The sequence below is a fragment of the Oceanobacillus oncorhynchi genome (assembly GCF_000821065.1).
Lineage (GTDB): Bacteria > Bacillota > Bacilli > Bacillales > Amphibacillaceae > Oceanobacillus > Oceanobacillus oncorhynchi.
In genome coordinates, this window is the sequence record NZ_CDGG01000001.1 from 231,298 (window position 1) to 250,376 (window position 19,079).

The following is a 19,079-nucleotide window of genomic DNA, read 5'->3' on the forward strand; positions in this document are numbered from 1 at the left end:
TTTGAATAAAAAGAAGTTTAAACTTTTTAAAACCATATCATAAATAAGAAAGGATAACAAGTAATTTTCAGAAAAAATAATATAGAAACATTATTATGACAGTATAGTTGCTTGGCAATGAAGCTGGAGAAAAAAGTGCAATACTTATCTGATAGAAAGAGAAACTGTTTTTTCGTGATTTTTAATACGTCGTTCATACTTTTAAAAAGTTGCATTTACTAAGAAATAATTCATACGTATTAACATTGTAGATAAAATCATAGAAGCGTCCTAATCATCTTATTTGATAAGCGGAGGGTTTAAACATTTCATTTTTCGGCTAAAAGTACATAGATATGCAAAAAAAACAAAAAATAAATCGAGGTGAAACCAACTTGAGTGAAACAACAAGATATATCGGTCTAATAACTGCACCAGGTTATCCAAATGAAATAGGGGCAAGACTGCGAGAGGAATTACCGTCTTTATTGGAGTATTACGTAAAAGAAGAAATCGATTGGAAAATTGATTATATAGAAGATCCCTTGATTGGCGGTGGCGCCGAATCAAAGGAAATACTGGAAGCTACCAAGAAGAAGAAAGAAGAAAAGGAATGGGATTATGCTATTTGTTTAACTGACATTCCTTTGTTTATAGAAAAGCGTATGATTGTTGCAGAAGCAAATGAAGATGAAAATATTTCATTGATCAGCATGCCCAGCTTCGGTTCTACTTTAATGATCAGACGTTTGCGGGAATCTATCATGCAGCTGGTCAACGAAATGTATTATGGGAGCTCGGATGAGGCAAGAGAGCGTTCTGCAGAACGGATTGAATCAAAGCGCAGCAAGCACAAGGACGTAGATATAGATGACTCTAAAAACCTGATGACGAATAAATTTTTTGGTTGGCTATCCCCAATCAAGCGTGAAGCACCGGATGATAGGGAAGAAGATTATATGGATGTTCGTTTTACAGTAGGGCGTGGAGGCAGTATTTCTATCCGCTTAATGGGTGGAATGGTGCGCGCAAATCGTCCATGGAATATGTTTCCCGCATTTTTGAAAATCCTGACTATTGCTTTTGCCACGGGTTCTTATGCGTTGGTTTTTCCGACATTGTGGCTGTTAAGTGAGCATTATACGATTTTAAGGATGTGTCTGCTTACTATATTTTCTGTCATAGCGATGACGCTATGGATTATTTTGATTCACCGATTATGGGAGAGGAAGCGGGATCAGAGTAATGATTACACACGGAAGCTTTATAACGCAACAACGTTTTTAACGTTATTGATCACCGTTTGTATTTATTATGTCATGCTGTTCTGTTTATTCCTTGTCGGCGTATTTGTTTTTATTCCAATGGGAATGCTGGAGGAGCAGCTTACGAGTGACCCTGGCTTAATTAATTACTTCTATATTGCCTGGATTGCTGCCAGTGTATCCACGGTAATCGGGGCGCTTGGTACAGCGTTAGAGGATGAGGATGTTGTGCTGAATGCGACGTATGGCTATCGTCAGCGGCAGCGCCATGAACAGCTGAAGAAGAAAAAAGAGAACGAAGAGGATGAAGATAAAGAGAAGGAATCTCTGTCTAAATGATATAAAAAAGAGACTGTTTTTTTCAAAGCAGGTCTTCTGTTTGATAATCCCTATTCAAAACAGGAAAGAATGGTTATTATTTTTCTCCTGAGTATGAATAGGGATTTTATTTTAATATCAATCGATTTGTTTACATTACTGTCTTTAGAAAAAACAGATAGCTGTTGTAATTGCTTTCATATTTTGAAATAATAGTTTCGAATTGAGCTGGTTCATTACACTAGCTGGAAAAAAGCTTATAGAAATTCATTTTTTTAACTTGTATGTTCCACCTTAAAAATACGATGAGAATGAGAATCAAAAGGAGCGTGTATGTATGAAAGCTTTGTTGTTGAAAGAAAAAGAGGATATGTCCATTCAAGAAACTGAAAAACCAGTGATTCAACCGGAAGAAGTATTGATTGAAGTAAAATATTGCGGTATCTGTGGAACGGATGTACATATTTTTCATGGGGAACCAGGTTCTGCTGAAGTTACACCTCCGATTGTCTTAGGGCATGAATTTTCTGGAGAAGTTGTTGAAATTGGTGCATCCGTCTCCCGCTTAAAACTGGGAGACCATGTTGCTGTGGATCCCAATATTTATTGTGGTAAATGTACGTATTGCCGCCAAGGGAGGGTACAGCTATGCGAAGACCTCTCTGCTGTTGGGGTAACGCGAAATGGCGGGATGGAACAATTTTGTGCTGTTCCAGAGACTGCTTGTCATCTTTTAGATAAAGAGCTGCCTTTGGAAGTTGGCGCTTTGGCAGAACCATTAAGCTGTGTACTTCATGGATTTCATCAAATCAGCGAGATTCAGGCGCGTACGAAGGTATTGATTATTGGCGGAGGGTTTATTGGATCTTTATTTTTACAGACTGTCCAGCTAAAGAATCCTGCTAAAGTCGACGTCTGTGAAATTGATGTAAATAAACATGCGCAGCTGAGTGAGTTGGGTGCGGACCATCTATTTCAATCGACAGATGATGTAGCGGCAGAGTATGACCTCGTGATTGAATGTATCGGCAAAAAACAGACCATAGAGGCAGGTATCCATAAAACTGGAAAAGGCGGTGAGGTACTTCTTTTTGGAGTGCCGTCACCAGAAACGCTTGTTGAGTTCCCTGCTTTTGATGTGTTCAGCAAAGAGTTAAAAATGGCCGGTTCCTTTATCAATCCTTTTACAGTAGAAGAAGCTGTTTCCTTGTTAAATCAACAAAAAGTGCAGGTTACACCGCTGATTTCACATACGCTGCGTTTAGAGGAAGTACCAGCTGTTTTAGAGAATTATGGGGATTACGGGATTACGAAGGCTATTGTAAAGCTGTAATCCATTTATTACTTTAAAACTAATTCCTATTTATGACAAAGCCTTTCATTTCCCCCTGAATTATTGAGGCAGCTGAGAGGCTTTTCTTTGCGTTTTTTAATAACTGATTATTCCTCTTGCTGCTCCATCTTCCACTCACTAAATTTCCGGACAATAATATCAAAAACAATATGAAAGGGCAGAAAGCTGGAGTTGTCTACCTTGTTATATAAATAAAACGGTGTACTGTTTACATAGATATTAAACATGGCATTTTGTGCCAGGAAATTATTTCGCAATGTCGTCACGCTGATATATTTAATATTTCTTGTTTTGAACATATGGATGATTTCGTCCAGATTTTTCGATTCTCCAGATAGAGAAATAATAAATATAAGGTCCTCTTCCCCAAATTCATCAATGCCATCTGTTAAGTCTCGTTCACTTCGCAATATGAGAGACTTCTTATGGAGAGACCATAACTGTCTTTGTACGTTATTGGCTATATCCTGCTGAGCCGTCCCCGTACCATAAATATAAATAAAACTTGCTTCGTCGATCAACTCATTTAATTTGTGGAAATTTAACTGTTCCATATATTTCATGGTCTGTTGTATATCCTGGTTCAGCAATTCCATTAAATCCTTGGAAGTATCTTCAGTGTAAATATTTAATTTAATATACGCTTTCAAATCGCTGTAGCCGTCTAGACCAATTTTTCTAGCCAGCCGATGAATGGAAGAGATAGAGGTATGGGCATAATCTGCCAAGTCCTGAATTTTCATTGCTTTCATTTCATCAATATGGTTGTGAATGGTATTAATGATATGCAAATCATTCTCATTCAAGTCCTCATAGTATTCATTCACCAATTTATCCAGAATCATTTGATTCATCTCCTTGTAATGAAAATGTTTTCATTCTATGAAAATATAATCTAATGTTACTACGTTATTTCTGAATGCGTCAAACCTATTGGAATTTGAAAGCGCTCCCTATATATTGGAATTAGAGATTAAAACAAAGGAGTTTTTGTTCATGAATGCAATCAAGCGATTTGGCAGTGCAATGATTGTTCCCGTTCTTTTATTTGCGTTCTTCGGTATTGTTGTCGGACTGGCAACATTATTTAAAAATCCCGCTATTATGGGAGGTATCGCTGAAGAAGGAACAATGTGGTATAACATCTGGACCATTATTGAAAGTGGCGGGTGGACGATTTTTGATCACATGGAATTGGCTTTTGTGATTGGTTTGCCGATTTCACTTGCAAAGAAAGCGCAAGCACGTGCAACACTTGCGGCATTGATGGTTTATCTTGTTTTTAATAATTATATCAATGCGATTCTGACACTTTGGCCATCAACGTTTGGTGTTGATTTATCCCAGGGCGTTGAAAATTTAACAGGTGTGAAAGAGATTGCTGGTATCCCTACATTAGATACAAATATCATTGGAGCCATTGCCATATCTGGTATCGTGATTTGGATTCATAATCGTTTTTATGATAAGAAACTACCTGACATGCTGGGTATTTTCCAGGGACTTGTATTCGTTACCATTATTGGATTTTTCGTTATGATTCCGTTTGCTTTCCTTATTGCATTTGTATGGCCGTATGTTCAGCAGGGGATTGGTTCCTTACAGGGGTTCATTACACAGGCAGGCTATATCGGTGTTTGGCTGTTTCATTTCCTGGAACGTGTTTTAATTCCAACAGGGCTGCATCATTTTATCTATACGCCGTTTGAATATGGGCCGGCAGCTGTCAATGAAGGGTTAAAACCATATTGGATTACGCATTTAAATGAGTTTGCCAATTCAACTGCAGCATTAAAGGATCTTTATCCATATGGATTCTTAATGCAAGGAAATATTAAGATGTTCGGCTGTCTGGGTATTGCGCTGGCAATGTACTATTCTACACCGAAAGCGAACCGAAAGAAGGTACTTGCGCTTGTATTGCCAGCCACATTAACAGCCGTATTTGCAGGTATTACTGAACCGCTTGAATTTACATTCCTGTTTATCGCACCATACCTATTTGTGATTCATGCGCTTCTTGGAGCGACCATGGTTACGATTATGAACATGTTTGGTGTTGTTGGAATGATGGGTTCTGGATTTATTGAGATAGCAGCATTGAACTGGATTCCGCTCTCTTCTAATCATGGAGGGATTTATATAGTCCAAGCGATTATCGGGTTGATCTTTGTAGCACTGTACTTTGTCCTATTCAGGTGGATTATTTTGAAGTTCGATATTGCCTTGCCAGGTCGGAAAACGGATGAGGAGGCTAAATTGTACACGAAACAGGATTATCAAAATGCTAAAAAAGAAGAAGAGACTGATAATCAAGAAATTGCAGCTGCAACATATGATTCTGAATATGAAGAGAAGGCGGTCTATTATTTAGAAGGACTTGGCGGTAAAGAAAATATTAAAGATGTCACCAATTGTGCAACACGTCTGCGTGTCACAGTAAAGGATCCTGACTTGGTCAAAGGAAATGATTACTTTACCAAAAATCAGATGGCTCATGGAATAGCTCAAAGCGGCCAAAGTATACAGGTCATTGTAGGCTTGAGTGTACCGCAAGTGAGAGATTCCTTTGAAACAAAACTTTAAAAATATATCAGGAGGCGTTTTAAAATGAAAAAATTTAACATTACGATTGCTGGAGGCGGAAGTACATTTACACCGGGGATTATTTTGATGCTGCTGGATTATCTGGATGAATTCCCGATTGATACAATCAAACTCTATGATAATGATGGAGACAGACAAAAAACAATTGCAGATGCATGTGAGATTTTATTAAAAGAACGTGCGCCGGAAGTGAGTTTGCTGGCTAGTACCAATCCAGAAGAGGCATTTACCAATGTTGATTTTGTAATGGCTCATATCCGGGTCGGCAAATATGCGATGCGTGAACAGGATGAGAAAATTCCATTGAAGCATGGAGTGGTAGGACAGGAAACATGTGGCCCTGGCGGAATTGCTTATGGAATGCGTTCGATTCCGGGAGTATTGGAACTGGTCGATTATATGGAAAAGTACTCTCCAGATGCCTGGATGCTGAACTACTCTAATCCGGCTGCCATTGTTGCCGAGGCGACTCGCAAATTAAGACCTAATTCTAAGATTTTAAATATTTGTGATATGCCAATCGGGATTGAAGAATTAATTGCCAAAAGCTTAGGTTTGTCCTCTCGTAAAGAGATGGAGGTAAACTATTATGGCCTGAATCACTTTGGCTGGTGGACAGATATTCGTGATAAAGAAGGAAACAGCTTGATGCCTCAGGTGACAGAGCATGTCAGCAAGTATGGATATACCATGGGCGGACAGGATATCCCTGGAGAAGAAGCGAGCTGGAACAGTACATTTAAAAAGGCGAAAGATGTACAAGCATTAGACGCAGCAACAGTACCTAACACGTATTTAAAATATTATTTATACCCTGATTATGAAGTAGCACATTCCGATAAGAACCATACACGTGCGAATGAAGTGATGGAGGGCCGTGAGAAGTTTGTATTCGGAGAATGTCAGGCAATCATTGACAAAGGAAGTGCGGAGGATACCAGGCTTGAAACGGATGATCATGCTTCCTACATCGTTGACTTGGCAAAAGCAATTGCCTTTAATACAAAAGAGCGCATGCTGATGATTGTAGAAAATAATGGAGCCATCGTTAACTTTGATCCAACTGCAATGGTAGAGGTTCCTTGTATCGTTGGCAGCAATGGTCCAGAAAAACTGGTTGTCGGCGAGATTCCGAGATTCCAAAAAAGCCTGATGGAGCAGCAGGTAGGCGTAGAAAAATTAGTAGTAGAAGCGTTTGAAGAGGGTTCTTACCAAAAATTATGGCAGGCAATCACCTTATCTAAAACCGTGCCAAGTGCCAAAGTAGCGAAGGATATTTTAGATGATTTGATTGAAGCGAATAAAGCGTTCTGGCCAGAGTTGAAATAGTTTCTGACATACAGGCAATAGGAGTGGAGACGCTCCTATTGCTTGTTTTATGTGGTATTGTCGGGCTTTTAAATTTTTTCGCCTGTACGCATTTTCATCATTGAAAAGTTACAATACACCAAAAAGTTGCTGCCCGAACGTATGTCTAGTTATGGTAAAATAAAAGGTATTATTAAATAAAGCAGAATATTCAATTCAACCACAGTCAATATATCATATGGGGAGAGAAAAAGTAATGCAGAGAAAATGTATTATTCTAGGGCTTGCTATACTTATTTTTGGGCTGATTGGATGCAGCAGCAATAATAATCATGCCAGCAAGGAGACGCAGGAAGCTGCAGCGGATGATTCACGTGAAACAGTGACGGAAAAAGAAGAAGTATCAAATGATGCAGACCAAAAAGCAGAAGAACCAGAGGGAAATAAAGCTGATGTTAAAAGCCAAGATGCAGACGAAGAATTAAAGGAAGACATGACAGATGAGAAAACGCTAGAAGCCGACATAGAGACGGGAATGGGTGAAGCTGAAACAAATGGTGAAGAACAGGAGGATGCAGCATTTCTATCACCAACTTCCACAGAATACGATATAGAAAAGGTAGAAAAACATGGGGAGTGGGCTGAGATTTCTGCAGAATATCCCGTGTTTGGCACAGAAGAAGCAGATAAAGCGATTGAGATGGAAGCCAAGAAGCATTTTGAAGAATTTGAGACGGAATTTGAAGAAAACGAGAAGCTGCTTGCAGAAATTTCGTATGAAGGAGGAGAAAGTCTTTATTTTTGGGAACCGACTGTAACGGATGATTATATCTCCTTTATGTTTGGACATGTTATGGATTTTGGCGGGCCGCATCCATATACGTATCAATATCCTTTTAATTATGATTTAAAGAACCAAAGGGAATTATCGATACAAGATTTTGTGAAAAATGAATCCCAGCTTAGTAATCTTGGTGATTTAATATATAATAAGCTGGAAAATGAGGGGCCGGAATTAGATATGCTGGAAGAGGCAACACAGCCGGAATGGGATAATTTTCAGCGCTTTATTCTAATGGAAGATTCGATTATTTTTCATTACGAGCACTATGAGCTTGGACCATATGCTTACGGAGTGTTTGATGTAGAGGTAACATTTGATGAACTGAATGAACTTTGATGAAAAACTGGCATTCTATTGGCTGGAGAATAGAATGCCAGTTAGCTTTGTTGGAGAGGTGAATTTGTTTGGTTCTCTTTTTGTATATCTTTCAAGAGAATTTATTTCTAAAGCAAGCATATCTATATACAACACAAACCATGCTGTATCTATTCCAGATTATAGCAGTCTTGACATCCTAACCCACCATGCTATGATTTTCTTTAAAGAGAGACATGAAATAGTGCATTGCAAAGGGGGATTTATTAATTGGTGAAGAGAAAGAAAGTCTACGAAACATTACCTAAGAAAAAAAGATTCAGTAAAAAGAAAATATCAATCGGTATATTAGGATTTATTGTTGTCCTGGGTCTTGCTGTTACTTTGTTTGTAAACGGATACATAAATAAATCACTGCCAACCACAGAGGGGACGGTGGAGCTTTCCATTCTTGAGAAGGAAGTAACGGTGATAACGGATGAAGACGGGGTTCCGCATATTCAAGCAGATAACGCCCGTGATTTATATATTGCACAGGGCTATATTCAGGCAGATCGGCGAATGTTTCAAATGGAGCTCTCTCGAAGGCAGGCATCGGGGACGTTGAGTGAAGTCGTTGGGGAGGATGCGGTCAATCAGGATAAGTATTTCCGAACGCTGGGATTAAGAAGAGCAGCGGAGGAATCGTATGAAGTGTATGCGGATGAGTCAATAGAAGTTTTGGAAGCCTTTGCCGATGGAGTAAATGCGTATATGGAAGAAGCGAAGGAAAGTAACAGCCTGCCGATTGAGTTCACATTAATGGACTTTGAACCGGAAGAATGGACGCCGGTGGATTCGTTAACGATTGGAAAATTTATGGCGTTTGATCTTGGCGGACACTGGGAGCAGCAGGCTTTTAATTATTATTTGTTGAATAAATATGACGCGGAAAAGGCATATGAATTATTCCCTGCTTATCCGGAAAACAGGCCGACAATCATCCAAGAGGATGAACTGGATATTGCAGCGAGCTTTGAGAATGCGGTAATCCCCCATCCTTTTAATGGCAGTAATAACTGGGTGGTCAGCGGAGATAAAACAGCATCTGGCATGCCGCTATTGGCAGATGATCCACATCTTGGGCTCGCTACTCCGTCGATTTGGCTGCAAATGCATTTAGAATCTCATGACGGGTTGAATGTGGGCGGTGTTATTTTTGCCGGGGTGCCGGGGATTATTCTTGGTCATAATGACCAGATAGCCTGGGGCGTGACCAATACAGGTCCAGATGTACAGCAGTTATATATTGAAAAGCGCAACCCTGATAATCCAAATGAATTTTTATACGAAGATGAATGGGAAGAAGCAGTAATGATTGAAGAGCCCATCAAAGTAAAAGACGCAGAAACCATTGCTTATGAAGTGACTGAAACACGTCATGGTCCCATTGTTTCCGAATTTGCGGAAGATACCGGTGCGGAGACCGTGCTTTCTTTAAGATGGACGGCATTGGATCCAAGTACCGAATTAGAGGCAATTATGGAGATGAACCGTGCTGCCGATTGGGAGGAATTTGAAGAAGGGCTGGAGAAGTTTCTTGTTCCCGCACAGAATTTTGTGTTTGCATCGAATGATGGCACGATTGCCTTTAAAGCAAATGGCAAAATCCCTGTTTATGAAGATGGGAAAGATGCTTTACTGCCGCTGAATGGCTGGGAAGCTGAGAATGAGTGGCAGGACTTTATTCCATTCGATGAATTGCCTTCGGTTGTTAATCCGGAGAAGGGTTTTATTGCAACGGCTAATAATAAGGTTGATCCAGATGATTATCCTTATCATATCAGTAACGTGTGGGCACAGCCTTATCGCTATGAGCGGATTGCGGAGGTACTGGAATCAGGGGATGATTTCACCATAGAAGAAATGCAGGATTTGCAAATGGACCAGACTGACTTAAGAGCACGGGAATTTGTTCCTTTATTTCAAGACGTCCTAGCGGATGAAGCATTAACAGAGCAAGAGCAGGATGCGGTCCAATTATTGGCTGACTGGGATTTTGTTATGGATAAGGACGCACCGCAGCCGCTTATCTTTGAACGTTGGATGCGGGAAATTCAAAATCATATCTACCGTCAAGAAATACCAGGCACCATGCGGGGGTTATTCTCCACCCAATCCCAAGCAACGGAAAATCTGCTGCGCACAGCTTTTCATGGAGAGGATTCCATATGGATAGAAGAAAACGGCGGATTGGAAGAAGTGTTGGCCAATTCGCTGAAAACAACTGTAGAAAAACTGACGGAGGAACATGGAGAAGATATGTCTGCCTGGACATGGGGTGATTATCATCAGGTGCAATTTAACCACCCATTATCAGGCATCAGCCCATTTTTAGCGTTTTTCTTTAATCGTGAAGATGCTCTGCCCGTTGGAGGAAGCGGCGTGACGCCCATGGCTGCCAGCTATCATTCCGAAACAGGCGAGGTCGACCACGGTGCTTCCTGGCGGTTTGTAATAGATACGAACGATATGCATGCCGGGTATCATATTGTCGGTCCAGGTCAGGATGGTCATTTCAAGAGTGAATGGTATCAGAATCAAATGAGCGACTGGGTGGAAGGGAATTATCATGAGACGAGGCTGGATGAGACTTCGGGTCTGGAGCTGACGTTGACTCCAGAGGAATGAAATAGAATGAGCGATTAGAATGAAAAATAATGATCCTCCGCTAGCTGTTTCTGTACGGAGGAGTCATTATTTTTTTGTTGATGGAAATCATCAAAAATAGATACATTACTAGGTTTAATCTCCTTGTGCTGTGGTTTTTTAAGATCACAAAGGCTTTAATTATGAAAATAATGAAATAATTAATCTGTATTATAGTATAATTGTAGTAGGTTAATCGATGCAAATTATAAAAGTACTCCTCTCATACTTATGCGAGGAGAAAGGAGAGAGCAATGGATATTTGGCCAATCCTTTTGCTTACAGCAGGATTAATGGCATTCATCATCTATTTATCAGTCGTAGTCAGCAGGTTATTTTTTGTAAAAAAAGAGGCAATTACACCTGGCACAGCAAGTTTATTATTCATGCTTTATTTTAGTATCGAGCAGTTTTTATATGGTTTTGACAGAGAAAAACGGTATCCTTCCACTTAAGAATATGACGTCGTCTATAGCAGAGCAGCGGAATGATGAGGGGGAGAATATGCAGCCGCTGAATCAGAATAATAAAATGAAAACGGATTTATTAAATGCATGTCTACAGAGGGACGGTATAGATATGCTTTTTGAAGAAATTCCTTTTCAAGTTCTGGATGTTTCTCTGCTGGAGGAGGAATGGGGACAACAGGAGGAAACGCTATTTACAGAAACGAATATCGTCGCCAGATTTTCTATAGGGGATGATGATGTTATGTTAATAGAGGATGCTGTTAAGGGAAGTTCTGAAAAAACGCTGATGGAGCAATTTGATTGGGAGAGTCTGGATAGGGATGTGCTGGATTCTTGTTTAGCTGAGATTGGAGAATTAGAATAGTAGTCAGGGGAAAAGCACCTATCAAATTGCATTTGGACGTTTCATGCTGATAGGTGCTTTCAGTTATTCCTTAGAAATAATCAACTCTGTCTTAACCTCGTCAAATCCCCTTATCACCTCTTCTCTCACTTTCTGATCCGTCACAACATAATCAACCTCATCCAGTCCGGCAATATTCACCGTTACATTCCTTCCAAATTTTGAACTGTCCGAAGCAACATAGACTTCATGAGAAATATCAATAATCTTTTTACGGGCAAGCGCTTCTTCCACATTGTAATCCGAAATTCCTTTTTCCATTGTAATGCCGCTTGCACAGATGAATGCTTTTTGTATGTTTAACTGATGAAAGTTAAATAAATAATCATAGGTGACAACAGAGCGTTCATTCTTTCTGACCTTTCCCCCAATAACGATGAGCTCGACATTGCTGTTCATTAATTCAAGTATGACAGGGACAGAGTTTGTAATGACAGTCAGGTTTCGTTTCTCTTTAATATATCTTGCAATTTGATACGTCGTCGAACCGCTGTCCAAATAAATACAGTCTCCATCCTCGATATGTTCATCGCATGTTTTTGCAATTGCTGTCTTTTCCTCTAGATGGCTGATCATGCGTTCTTCCATGGAAACTTCACCAAACTTTGGTTCTGCCAATTTGACGCCGCCGTATATTTTTTTGATTTTTCCCTGTTCGGCAAGCGCACTGATATCTCTTCGCAATGTATCAATAGAAATTCCCATTTCTTCCCGAAGCTCAGGCATTTTCAGTACTTTTTTAACTGTTAACAAATCAATTATTTTCTTTTGTCTCTCAACTGGAAGCATTTTATCCTCCTCATGTAACGTTGTTATTAGTCTATTCTTTAAAGCTAGTTTACGGATAATTTGCAGGATAATCAATCGGTTTTTACAAAAAATTGAATGAAACATGCATAAGTATAAAAGTATATAGTTATTAATTATGCACAAATTATGCTTAATTTATATATAATTTACATACTCTTAATAAAATAACTGATTTATCTTAATACTTATTTTATATGATAGGGGTAACTCAGAGGAGGTGGTCATGTTGTTAGAATTACAGAATATCAGCAAACAATTCGACCAGAAAGTCGTATTAGAAAATATCAACCTTACAATTAATAGCGGTGAAATTGTATCACTGCTTGGACCGAGTGGAAGCGGAAAGACAACTTTATTAAATATTATCTTGGGATTGACTAAGATTGAGCAGGGAAAAGTTATTTTTAATGACGAGGATGTAAGTCATGTAGCTATGAAAAATCGCGGTTTTAATATTGTCTTTCAAGATTACGCGTTATTTCCACATTTAAACGCTTATGAAAATATCGTCTATGGATTACGCAATAAAAAAGAGGGTGCTTCAGCAGAGGACGTCAGGGAGTATATTGATTTCTTAGAGCTGAAGCCGCATTTGAAAAAGAGAATTGGCGAGCTGTCAGGCGGACAGAAGCAGCGGGTTGCCTTGGCAAGAACGCTTGTAACGAAGCCGAAGCTGCTGCTTTTGGATGAGCCGTTAAGTGCGTTAGATGGTGTAATTAAGGAATCAATTAAAGAAAGAATTAAGTCGATTGCCAAGGAATTTAACCTGACAACGATTATCGTGACGCATGACCCGGAGGAAGCTTTAACGATCTCCGATAAGATTTTGATTATAAATCAAGGAAATATCTCACAGTTTGGAACACCATTTGAAATTATTAACCAGCCGAAAAATGATTTTGTAAAGGAGTTTATCCTGAGACAGCTTCAAATTAAGCGGCAAAATATCTTTCATCTGTTTGGTGAAAAGTATGCGTAATGCAAAACCAGAAATACGGATTATCTTTATCATCATCCTATTACTCTTTTTTGCTTTTCTGTTCATTCCATTGATTGTTTTATTTCTTCGTTCATTTATGATGGAAGACGGAGGGATAGGGCTTTCAAATTATATAGCATCTTTGACCAATGACGCCTTAATCCATGCAATAGGAAATAGTTTCAAGGTTTCCGGTGTTACAGCGATTATCACAACGACGCTGGCATTTGCTTTAGCATATGCAGTGAACTGTACGAAAATCTATCAGCCTTTAAAGGGTGCTGTCAAAATCGGTATTCTTATTCCCATGCTGATTCCTACGATTACTTACGGGTTTGCTATTATGTACACCTTTGGAAATCAGGGGTTACTGACAAAGCTTTTTGGCAGAAATTTATTTGAAATCTATGGCTTCAATGGGCTGCTGATTGGATATGTTATCTATACATTGCCGGCGGCTTTTCTATTAATCCATAATTCGTTTAAATATATCGATAAGAAATTTATCATTGTGTCGAAGCTAATGGGCGACAGAACCTTAAGAAGCTTTTGGAACACCGTTACCCGTCCATTGTTAGGTGCCTTGGGGGGAGCGTTTGTTTTATCGTTTATTCTCAGTTTCACAGACTTCGGCATCCCGGCGTCTTTAGGCGGTACGTATGATGTTGTTGCCACACAGCTTTATCAAGCGATGCTTGGATCAATTCCTGACTTTAGTGAAGGTGCTGTGATTGCTGTACTGATGTTATTTCCTGCTGTCATCGGAATTTTTCTGCTGAACTATCTGGAGAGATTTAATTTTCATTATGATAAGTTCAGTGAAACAGAAATAACGTCAAGCAAATTTAGAGACAGCTTTTATGGCGTTATTTCTGCGATTATTTTGCTGGGGATGCTTTCTATATTTGCAGTCATGTTTATTACACCATTCGTGACGGCTTTCCCTTATGATTTAAGCTTTACATGGGAGCATATCGCTGGTGTTTTCCAGTCCAATGACCTCGTTTCGGTGTATAAAAATTCACTGATTGTTGCTGTTTTAACAGCTGTATTGGGAACGGTTATCGCCTATGGGTCAGCGCTTCTTAATGCACGTACCAAAGTAAAAGGGAGGCAAACCGTCGATGTCTTTTCGATGATTACCAATACAGTGCCTGGTATGGTTCTTGGTTTATCCTATTTGCTGCTCTTTAATGGGAGCAGTTTAAAAGGAACCTTTCTGATTATTGTTTTATGTAATATCATGCATTACTTTACAACGCCCTATTTAATGGCGAAAAATGCCTTAACAAAAATGAATCCTGGCTGGGAGACCTCCGGAGAATTATTGGGGGACAGCTGGGTCAAAACGGTATATCGCGTTATTCTGCCAAACTCCATATCTACCGTTTTAGAGATGTTCAGCTACTATTTTATGAATGCAATGGTTACAATCAGCGGTGTTATCTTTCTGGTATCCGCTCAGACAACGGTTGTCGCAAGTAAAATTAATGAACTGCAGCATTTTGCCCAGTTCAATGAAATATTCGTTTTATCGGTGCTTATATTCTTAACCAATTTATTAGTTAGATCGGTATGTGAAGTTCTTCAAAAAAAAGTAGAAATTTATAAGAAGTGAGGGGAAAACATGTTGAACACCATGAAAAAATCGATCATCGGAGCAGGAATGGCTTTAGCGTTTACCTTAGCGGGATGTGGTGCGCAAGGAAGTGACGATGTTGTGATTTATACCAATGCAGATGAGGAAGCAACCGCATCAATGGAAACAGCATTGGACGCTGCAGGCTATGAAGGAGAATATATTTTGCAATCGCAAGGTACATCCGAACTGGGAGGTAAGCTGCTGGCAGAAGGAGATCAAATAGAAGCAGATGTGGTTACCATGAGCTCTTATTTCCTGGACAGTGCCCAGGAACAGAATGAGATGTTTGCGGACTTAACCTTTGAAGCAGAGGCATTAGAAGAGCACCCGTCTTATTATACGCCGGTTTTAGGAAATACAGGTGCTATTTTTGTAAACACGGAAGTACTCAAACAGCATGGTTTGGAGTCTCCAGAAAGTATTGCCGATTTAGCAAAGCCTGAATATGAAGGTCTTGTATCGATTCCGAACATTGAGGACTCTTCCACAGCATGGCTGATGGTACAGGCGGTAATCAGTGAATATGGAGAAGAAGAGGGGAAAGCAATTCTCCAAGATTTAATCGCAAATGTAGGACCACATCTGGAAAGCTCTGGTTCAGGTCCAATCAGCAAAGTACAGGCAGGGGAAGTTGCTGCCGGGTTCGGACTGAGACATCAGGCAGTTGCAGCGAAGGAATCTGGAGCACCAATTGATTTTGTTGATCCGGCAGAAGGGAACTTTTCACTGACAGAAGCAGCAGCAGTTGTAAACAAGGAGGATGACGAAAAATCACAAAAAGCAATGGAAATGGCAGAGGTCATTTCAACAGATGCAAGAGAAGAGCTGTTAACTTATTATCCGGTAGCACTTTATAAAGGAGAAACGGTTGATGAAACGCATGAACCGGCGCATCCTAAAACATTTGACCAGCCATTAAATGTAGAACTATTGGAGCAGCATCAAGCATTATTTAACTTTGCCAAGTAGGGAATTGAATGAAGTTATTAAGAAAATCACAAAGGGATTACAAAGTTAAAGCCTTCCTAATCTGTGAACAAGGAGCGATGTATTTTGGAACAATATAAATTATTAACACCGGGTCCATTAACAACCACAAATACGGTGAAAGAGGAGATGCTCTTTGACCGCTGCACATGGGACCAGGACTACAAGGATATCACTCAGAAAATCCTTATGCAGCTGCTTCAGCTTGCGAAGGCTTCCCCAGAGGATTATACAACGGTATTGATGCAGGGAAGCGGAACATTTACTGTGGAATCAGTGATGACCACAGCCATGAATAATCAGGATAAAGCATTGATTATCACGAATGGTACGTATGGGGAAAGAATCGTGAAAATGGCAGATTATATCGGTTTACATTATAAGCATTACGATGTTGCTTACAATGCCTATCCCGATGAATTGGAGTTAAAGTACATTTTAGAGAATGATGCTGCAATTACGCACGTGGTGATGGTGCATTGTGAAACAACAACCGGCATATTGAATCCATTGGAAAGGGTATCCAGACTTGCTAAAGCTTATCAGAAAACACTGATTGTTGATGCGATGAGCAGTTTCGGAGGTATTGAGATGGATATTCCGGCGTTAGGAATAGATTTTTTGATCAGCAGCGCAAATAAATGTATTCAGGGAGTGCCTGGATTTGGATTTGTTATTGCGAAATTGGATAAATTACAGGCCTGTGAAGGGAATGCAAACAGTCTATCCTTAGATTTATATGATCAATGGAAGGAAATGAATAAGGACGGAAAATGGCGTTATACCTCGCCAACCCATGTAGTAGCAGCATTTTCTAAAGCCATCGACGAATTAATGGCAGAGGGAGGAATACCGGCCAGGTTCCAGCGCTATCAGCGGAATAATCAGCTGCTGCGAGAAGGTTTAGAACAGCTTGGATTCCAACCGTATATCCCGGGGGAGAGACAGTCACCAATTATTACGACATTTCTATTTCCAAACGATACATTTGAATTTGCAGACTTTTATCATTATGTGAAGGAAAGAGGCTTTGTACTTTATCCAGGCAAGTTGACAGAAATAAATACATTCCGAGTAGGCAATATCGGAGAAGTCTATGAAGAGGATATAAAAAGATTATGCAATGTCATCCAACAATATATGGGAGCAGTGGTAAAATGAAAAAAGTAGAAGGCATTATATTTGATTGGGCAGGGACAACGATTGATTTTGGCTGTTTTGCACCGGTACACGCATTTGTAACAGTTTTTGAAAATGCGGGCATTGAAGTTACCATAGAAGAGGCGAGAGAACCAATGGGATTAACAAAGATTGATCATATTCGGACGATGTTATCTATGCCGAGAATTACAGCATTATGGAATGAAAAGTACGGCCAGGAATTCACCGAACAAGATGTAGAGAACTTATATGTTGGTTTTGAAGCTGCTCTCTTAGAAACATTAGCAATGTACACAGATCCGAAACCAGAGGTACTGGAAACGATAGAACAGTTAAGAAGTCAAGGCCTAAAAATCGGCTCTACCTCTGGCTATACGCAAAAAATGATGGATATCGTTGCTCCAGAAGCAGAGAAAAAGGGATATCATCCAGACTTTTATATGACAGCAGACGGGACAAGCGGAATGGGAAGACCATATCCATATATGATTTACCGAAATATGGAAGCATTGAAATTAACAGCAGCTGGTCATGTCGTCAAAGTGGGAGATACGATTCCGGATATCGATGAGGCGTTAAATGCTGGTGTTTGGGCTGTTGCGGTTGTTGTCGGCAGCTCAGAAATGGGACTAAGTGAAGAAGAATTTGACGCGTTATCTGAAGCGGAGCAGGAGGAATGGATTGCTCGGGTAGAGAATACCTTTATAGAGCGCGGGGCTGATTTTACGATCCGGACTATTGGTGAGCTGCCTGGGGTTATTGGGGAGATTGAACGGCGGTTTATGGAATGAATATGCTTTAGGTTTGTGATTTTTTTAAATAGAATATAAATTTTAAAATAGCTGTGTTTTACTTTTCTCAAAGTATGGAACACGGCTATTTTTATATCTCTTTTCAAAGGGACAACGGACTTTTTGCCCCGCTATTGATAATTATCATTTCAAGAAATAAATATAACTTATTTCATATTCGGCAAAAATAATTAAGAAGCTTTTACAACACGCTCCCATTCTCAGCCGTGTTATAATCAGACCAGCAAGGTGGGACTGTAACATGAATTTAGAAAAGCGGATGAATGCGCGTTAACGTCGTTTATAAAAGCAAAATATTTATCAAATCTGATTAAACCGATATCAGAAGACGGAAGCAGTTAAAGATAATGGAGGGTGATGCTTTAGAATTGACGACCCGCATAAACCCAAAACAAAACACAGAAAGGACCTCTAACATGATAGAATGTATCGTTCAACATGCAGCAGATGCAAAAGAAGCTGAAAAGCTTGGTGTCACAAGATTAGAGCTGGTTTCGGCTATTGAATTAGGCGGCCTGACACCTTCTTATGGAACGGTCCACCACGTAATGAACAGCGTAGAAATACCTGTTCAAGTAATGATTAGACCGCATCCTTATGGATTTATGTATCGTGCAGAAGATAAATTGGCAATGAAAAAGGATATTTCTTTACTCTATGAGATGGGGTATAAGCGGATTGTAATTGGTGCGCTGACAGAACATAAAACAATAGATACTGTCTTTTTAGATGATTTATGCAGCCAATTCCCTGATTTGGATGTGACGTTTCATCGTGCTTTTGATGATACTCGCAATCAAATAGAAGCTTACCGGACACTGGTACCTTATCGAAAAAATATTAAGCGAATCCTAACTTCTGGCGGTGCAGCGGATTGTACTGGCGGAAAGGATATGCTGCATGAGCTGGTTCAATTACAGAACGCGTTACAGGGTCCGAATATTTTGCCGGGAAGCGGTCTGGGAGCAGAGAATATAGCCTTCCTGCATGAGGTGATTCAAGCAAAGGAATATCATTTTGGCAGTGGTGTCAGATATAATCAGTCATTTGAAGAAGGGATGGATCAAGGAAAGATAGCGAGGATCCGGAAAGCGTTAAGCAAGTAATCATCAGCAAGCTTGGTTGAAGCTGCATGCA

At 39.8% G+C, this 19,079-nt stretch carries 17 protein-coding genes; 15 read left to right on the forward strand and 2 right to left on the reverse strand.

The annotated features are described in order from the left end of the window. Window positions 1-374: 374 nt before the first annotated feature. Both BN997_RS01085 and BN997_RS01090 read left to right on the forward strand, forming a co-directional pair. A complete protein-coding gene (locus BN997_RS01085; RefSeq protein ID WP_244882315.1) occupies window positions 375-1,583 on the forward strand; it encodes a hypothetical protein in 1,209 nt (402 codons plus the stop codon). A 316-nt stretch (window positions 1,584-1,899) separates the two neighbouring features. Continuing rightward, a complete protein-coding gene (locus BN997_RS01090) occupies window positions 1,900-2,895 on the forward strand; it encodes a zinc-dependent alcohol dehydrogenase family protein (protein ID WP_042528885.1) in 996 nt (331 codons plus the stop codon). Window positions 2,896-3,002: 107 nt separating this feature from the next. On the opposite strand, the gene BN997_RS01095 is transcribed toward BN997_RS01090, so the two are convergent. Next, window positions 3,003-3,761: a MurR/RpiR family transcriptional regulator gene (locus BN997_RS01095; protein WP_042528886.1), complete on the reverse strand. Its 759-nt coding sequence runs from the start codon at window positions 3,759-3,761 to the stop codon at window positions 3,003-3,005. A gap of 151 nt (window positions 3,762-3,912) precedes the next feature. Between BN997_RS01095 and BN997_RS01100 the strand changes: the two genes are divergently transcribed. The 7 genes from BN997_RS01100 (at window position 3,913) to BN997_RS01130 (ending at window position 11,512) form a co-directional block, all read left to right on the forward strand. Next, window positions 3,913-5,502: an alpha-glucoside-specific PTS transporter subunit IIBC gene (locus BN997_RS01100; RefSeq protein WP_042528888.1), complete on the forward strand. Its 1,590-nt coding sequence runs from the start codon at window positions 3,913-3,915 to the stop codon at window positions 5,500-5,502. 24 nt (window positions 5,503-5,526) lie between these two features. Then, the gene (locus BN997_RS01105) at window positions 5,527-6,852 is read left to right on the forward strand and encodes a 6-phospho-alpha-glucosidase (protein ID WP_042528890.1); all 1,326 of its coding nucleotides are present in this window, start codon (window positions 5,527-5,529) and stop codon (window positions 6,850-6,852) included. A gap of 235 nt (window positions 6,853-7,087) precedes the next feature. Then, a complete protein-coding gene (locus tag BN997_RS01110) occupies window positions 7,088-8,011 on the forward strand; it encodes an RsiV family protein (protein WP_042528892.1) in 924 nt (307 codons plus the stop codon). Next, window positions 8,001-8,267, forward strand: a complete 267-nt coding sequence (locus tag BN997_RS01115) for a hypothetical protein (RefSeq protein ID WP_042528894.1) — start codon at window positions 8,001-8,003, stop codon at window positions 8,265-8,267. Before BN997_RS01110 ends, BN997_RS01115 begins: the two co-directional genes overlap by 11 nt. Then, entirely contained in the window at window positions 8,264-10,660 is a 2,397-nt protein-coding gene (locus tag BN997_RS01120; RefSeq protein ID WP_425311610.1) for a penicillin acylase family protein, read from the forward strand. The genes BN997_RS01115 and BN997_RS01120 overlap by 4 nt, the downstream gene beginning before the upstream one ends. 272 nt (window positions 10,661-10,932) lie before the next feature. Next, entirely contained in the window at window positions 10,933-11,133 is a 201-nt protein-coding gene (locus BN997_RS01125; RefSeq protein WP_042528898.1) for a hypothetical protein, read from the forward strand. Then, on the forward strand, window positions 11,096-11,512 hold the full coding sequence (locus BN997_RS01130; protein ID WP_139088973.1) for a hypothetical protein: 417 nt from the start codon (window positions 11,096-11,098) through the stop codon (window positions 11,510-11,512). The genes BN997_RS01125 and BN997_RS01130 overlap by 38 nt, the downstream gene beginning before the upstream one ends. Window positions 11,513-11,575: 63 nt before the next feature. Here BN997_RS01130 and BN997_RS01135 read toward each other — a convergent pair whose 3' ends face one another. Then, window positions 11,576-12,340 (reverse strand): DeoR/GlpR family DNA-binding transcription regulator, encoded by a 765-nt coding sequence (locus tag BN997_RS01135; protein WP_042528902.1) that lies wholly within the window; start codon window positions 12,338-12,340, stop codon window positions 11,576-11,578. Window positions 12,341-12,587: 247 nt separating this feature from the next. Here BN997_RS01135 and BN997_RS01140 point away from each other — a divergent pair, with 247 nt between their 5' ends. The 6 genes from BN997_RS01140 (at window position 12,588) to BN997_RS01165 (ending at window position 19,048) form a co-directional block, all read left to right on the forward strand. After that, a complete protein-coding gene (locus tag BN997_RS01140) occupies window positions 12,588-13,340 on the forward strand; it encodes an ABC transporter ATP-binding protein (protein WP_042528904.1) in 753 nt (250 codons plus the stop codon). Next, a complete protein-coding gene (locus BN997_RS01145; protein ID WP_042528906.1) occupies window positions 13,333-14,958 on the forward strand; it encodes an ABC transporter permease subunit in 1,626 nt (541 codons plus the stop codon). The genes BN997_RS01140 and BN997_RS01145 overlap by 8 nt, the downstream gene beginning before the upstream one ends. A gap of 9 nt (window positions 14,959-14,967) precedes the next feature. Further along, on the forward strand, window positions 14,968-15,951 hold the full coding sequence (locus tag BN997_RS01150) for an extracellular solute-binding protein (protein ID WP_139088975.1): 984 nt from the start codon (window positions 14,968-14,970) through the stop codon (window positions 15,949-15,951). Between the two features lie 84 nt (window positions 15,952-16,035). After that, window positions 16,036-17,130 (forward strand): 2-aminoethylphosphonate--pyruvate transaminase, encoded by a 1,095-nt coding sequence (gene phnW / locus BN997_RS01155; RefSeq protein ID WP_042528908.1) that lies wholly within the window; start codon window positions 16,036-16,038, stop codon window positions 17,128-17,130. Further along, on the forward strand, window positions 17,127-17,921 hold the full coding sequence (phnX, locus tag BN997_RS01160; RefSeq protein WP_042528910.1) for a phosphonoacetaldehyde hydrolase: 795 nt from the start codon (window positions 17,127-17,129) through the stop codon (window positions 17,919-17,921). Before phnW ends, phnX begins: the two co-directional genes overlap by 4 nt. A 437-nt stretch (window positions 17,922-18,358) precedes the next feature. Next, the gene (locus BN997_RS01165) at window positions 18,359-19,048 is read left to right on the forward strand and encodes a copper homeostasis protein CutC (protein WP_042535630.1); all 690 of its coding nucleotides are present in this window, start codon (window positions 18,359-18,361) and stop codon (window positions 19,046-19,048) included. The last annotated feature ends 31 nt before the right edge of the window (window positions 19,049-19,079 follow it).

Excerpts from the sequence above, each read along its gene's own strand:
- BN997_RS01090 (WP_042528885.1), top strand. The coding sequence starts at position 1,900 with ATGAAAGCTTTGTTGTTGAAAGAAAAAGAGGATATGTCCATTCAAGAA.
- BN997_RS01095 (WP_042528886.1), bottom strand. The coding sequence starts at position 3,761 with ATGATTCTGGATAAATTGGTGAATGAATACTATGAGGACTTGAATGAG.
- BN997_RS01100 (WP_042528888.1), top strand. The coding sequence starts at position 3,913 with ATGAATGCAATCAAGCGATTTGGCAGTGCAATGATTGTTCCCGTTCTT.
- BN997_RS01105 (WP_042528890.1), top strand. The coding sequence starts at position 5,527 with ATGAAAAAATTTAACATTACGATTGCTGGAGGCGGAAGTACATTTACA.
- BN997_RS01110 (WP_042528892.1), top strand. The coding sequence starts at position 7,088 with ATGCAGAGAAAATGTATTATTCTAGGGCTTGCTATACTTATTTTTGGG.
- BN997_RS01115 (WP_042528894.1), top strand. The coding sequence starts at position 8,001 with ATGAACTTTGATGAAAAACTGGCATTCTATTGGCTGGAGAATAGAATG.
- BN997_RS01125 (WP_042528898.1), top strand. The coding sequence starts at position 10,933 with ATGGATATTTGGCCAATCCTTTTGCTTACAGCAGGATTAATGGCATTC.
- BN997_RS01130 (WP_139088973.1), top strand. The coding sequence starts at position 11,096 with ATGGTTTTGACAGAGAAAAACGGTATCCTTCCACTTAAGAATATGACG.
- BN997_RS01135 (WP_042528902.1), bottom strand. The coding sequence starts at position 12,340 with ATGCTTCCAGTTGAGAGACAAAAGAAAATAATTGATTTGTTAACAGTT.
- BN997_RS01145 (WP_042528906.1), top strand. The coding sequence starts at position 13,333 with ATGCGTAATGCAAAACCAGAAATACGGATTATCTTTATCATCATCCTA.
- BN997_RS01150 (WP_139088975.1), top strand. The coding sequence starts at position 14,968 with ATGTTGAACACCATGAAAAAATCGATCATCGGAGCAGGAATGGCTTTA.
- phnX (WP_042528910.1), top strand. The coding sequence starts at position 17,127 with ATGAAAAAAGTAGAAGGCATTATATTTGATTGGGCAGGGACAACGATT.
- BN997_RS01165 (WP_042535630.1), top strand. The coding sequence starts at position 18,359 with ATGATAGAATGTATCGTTCAACATGCAGCAGATGCAAAAGAAGCTGAA.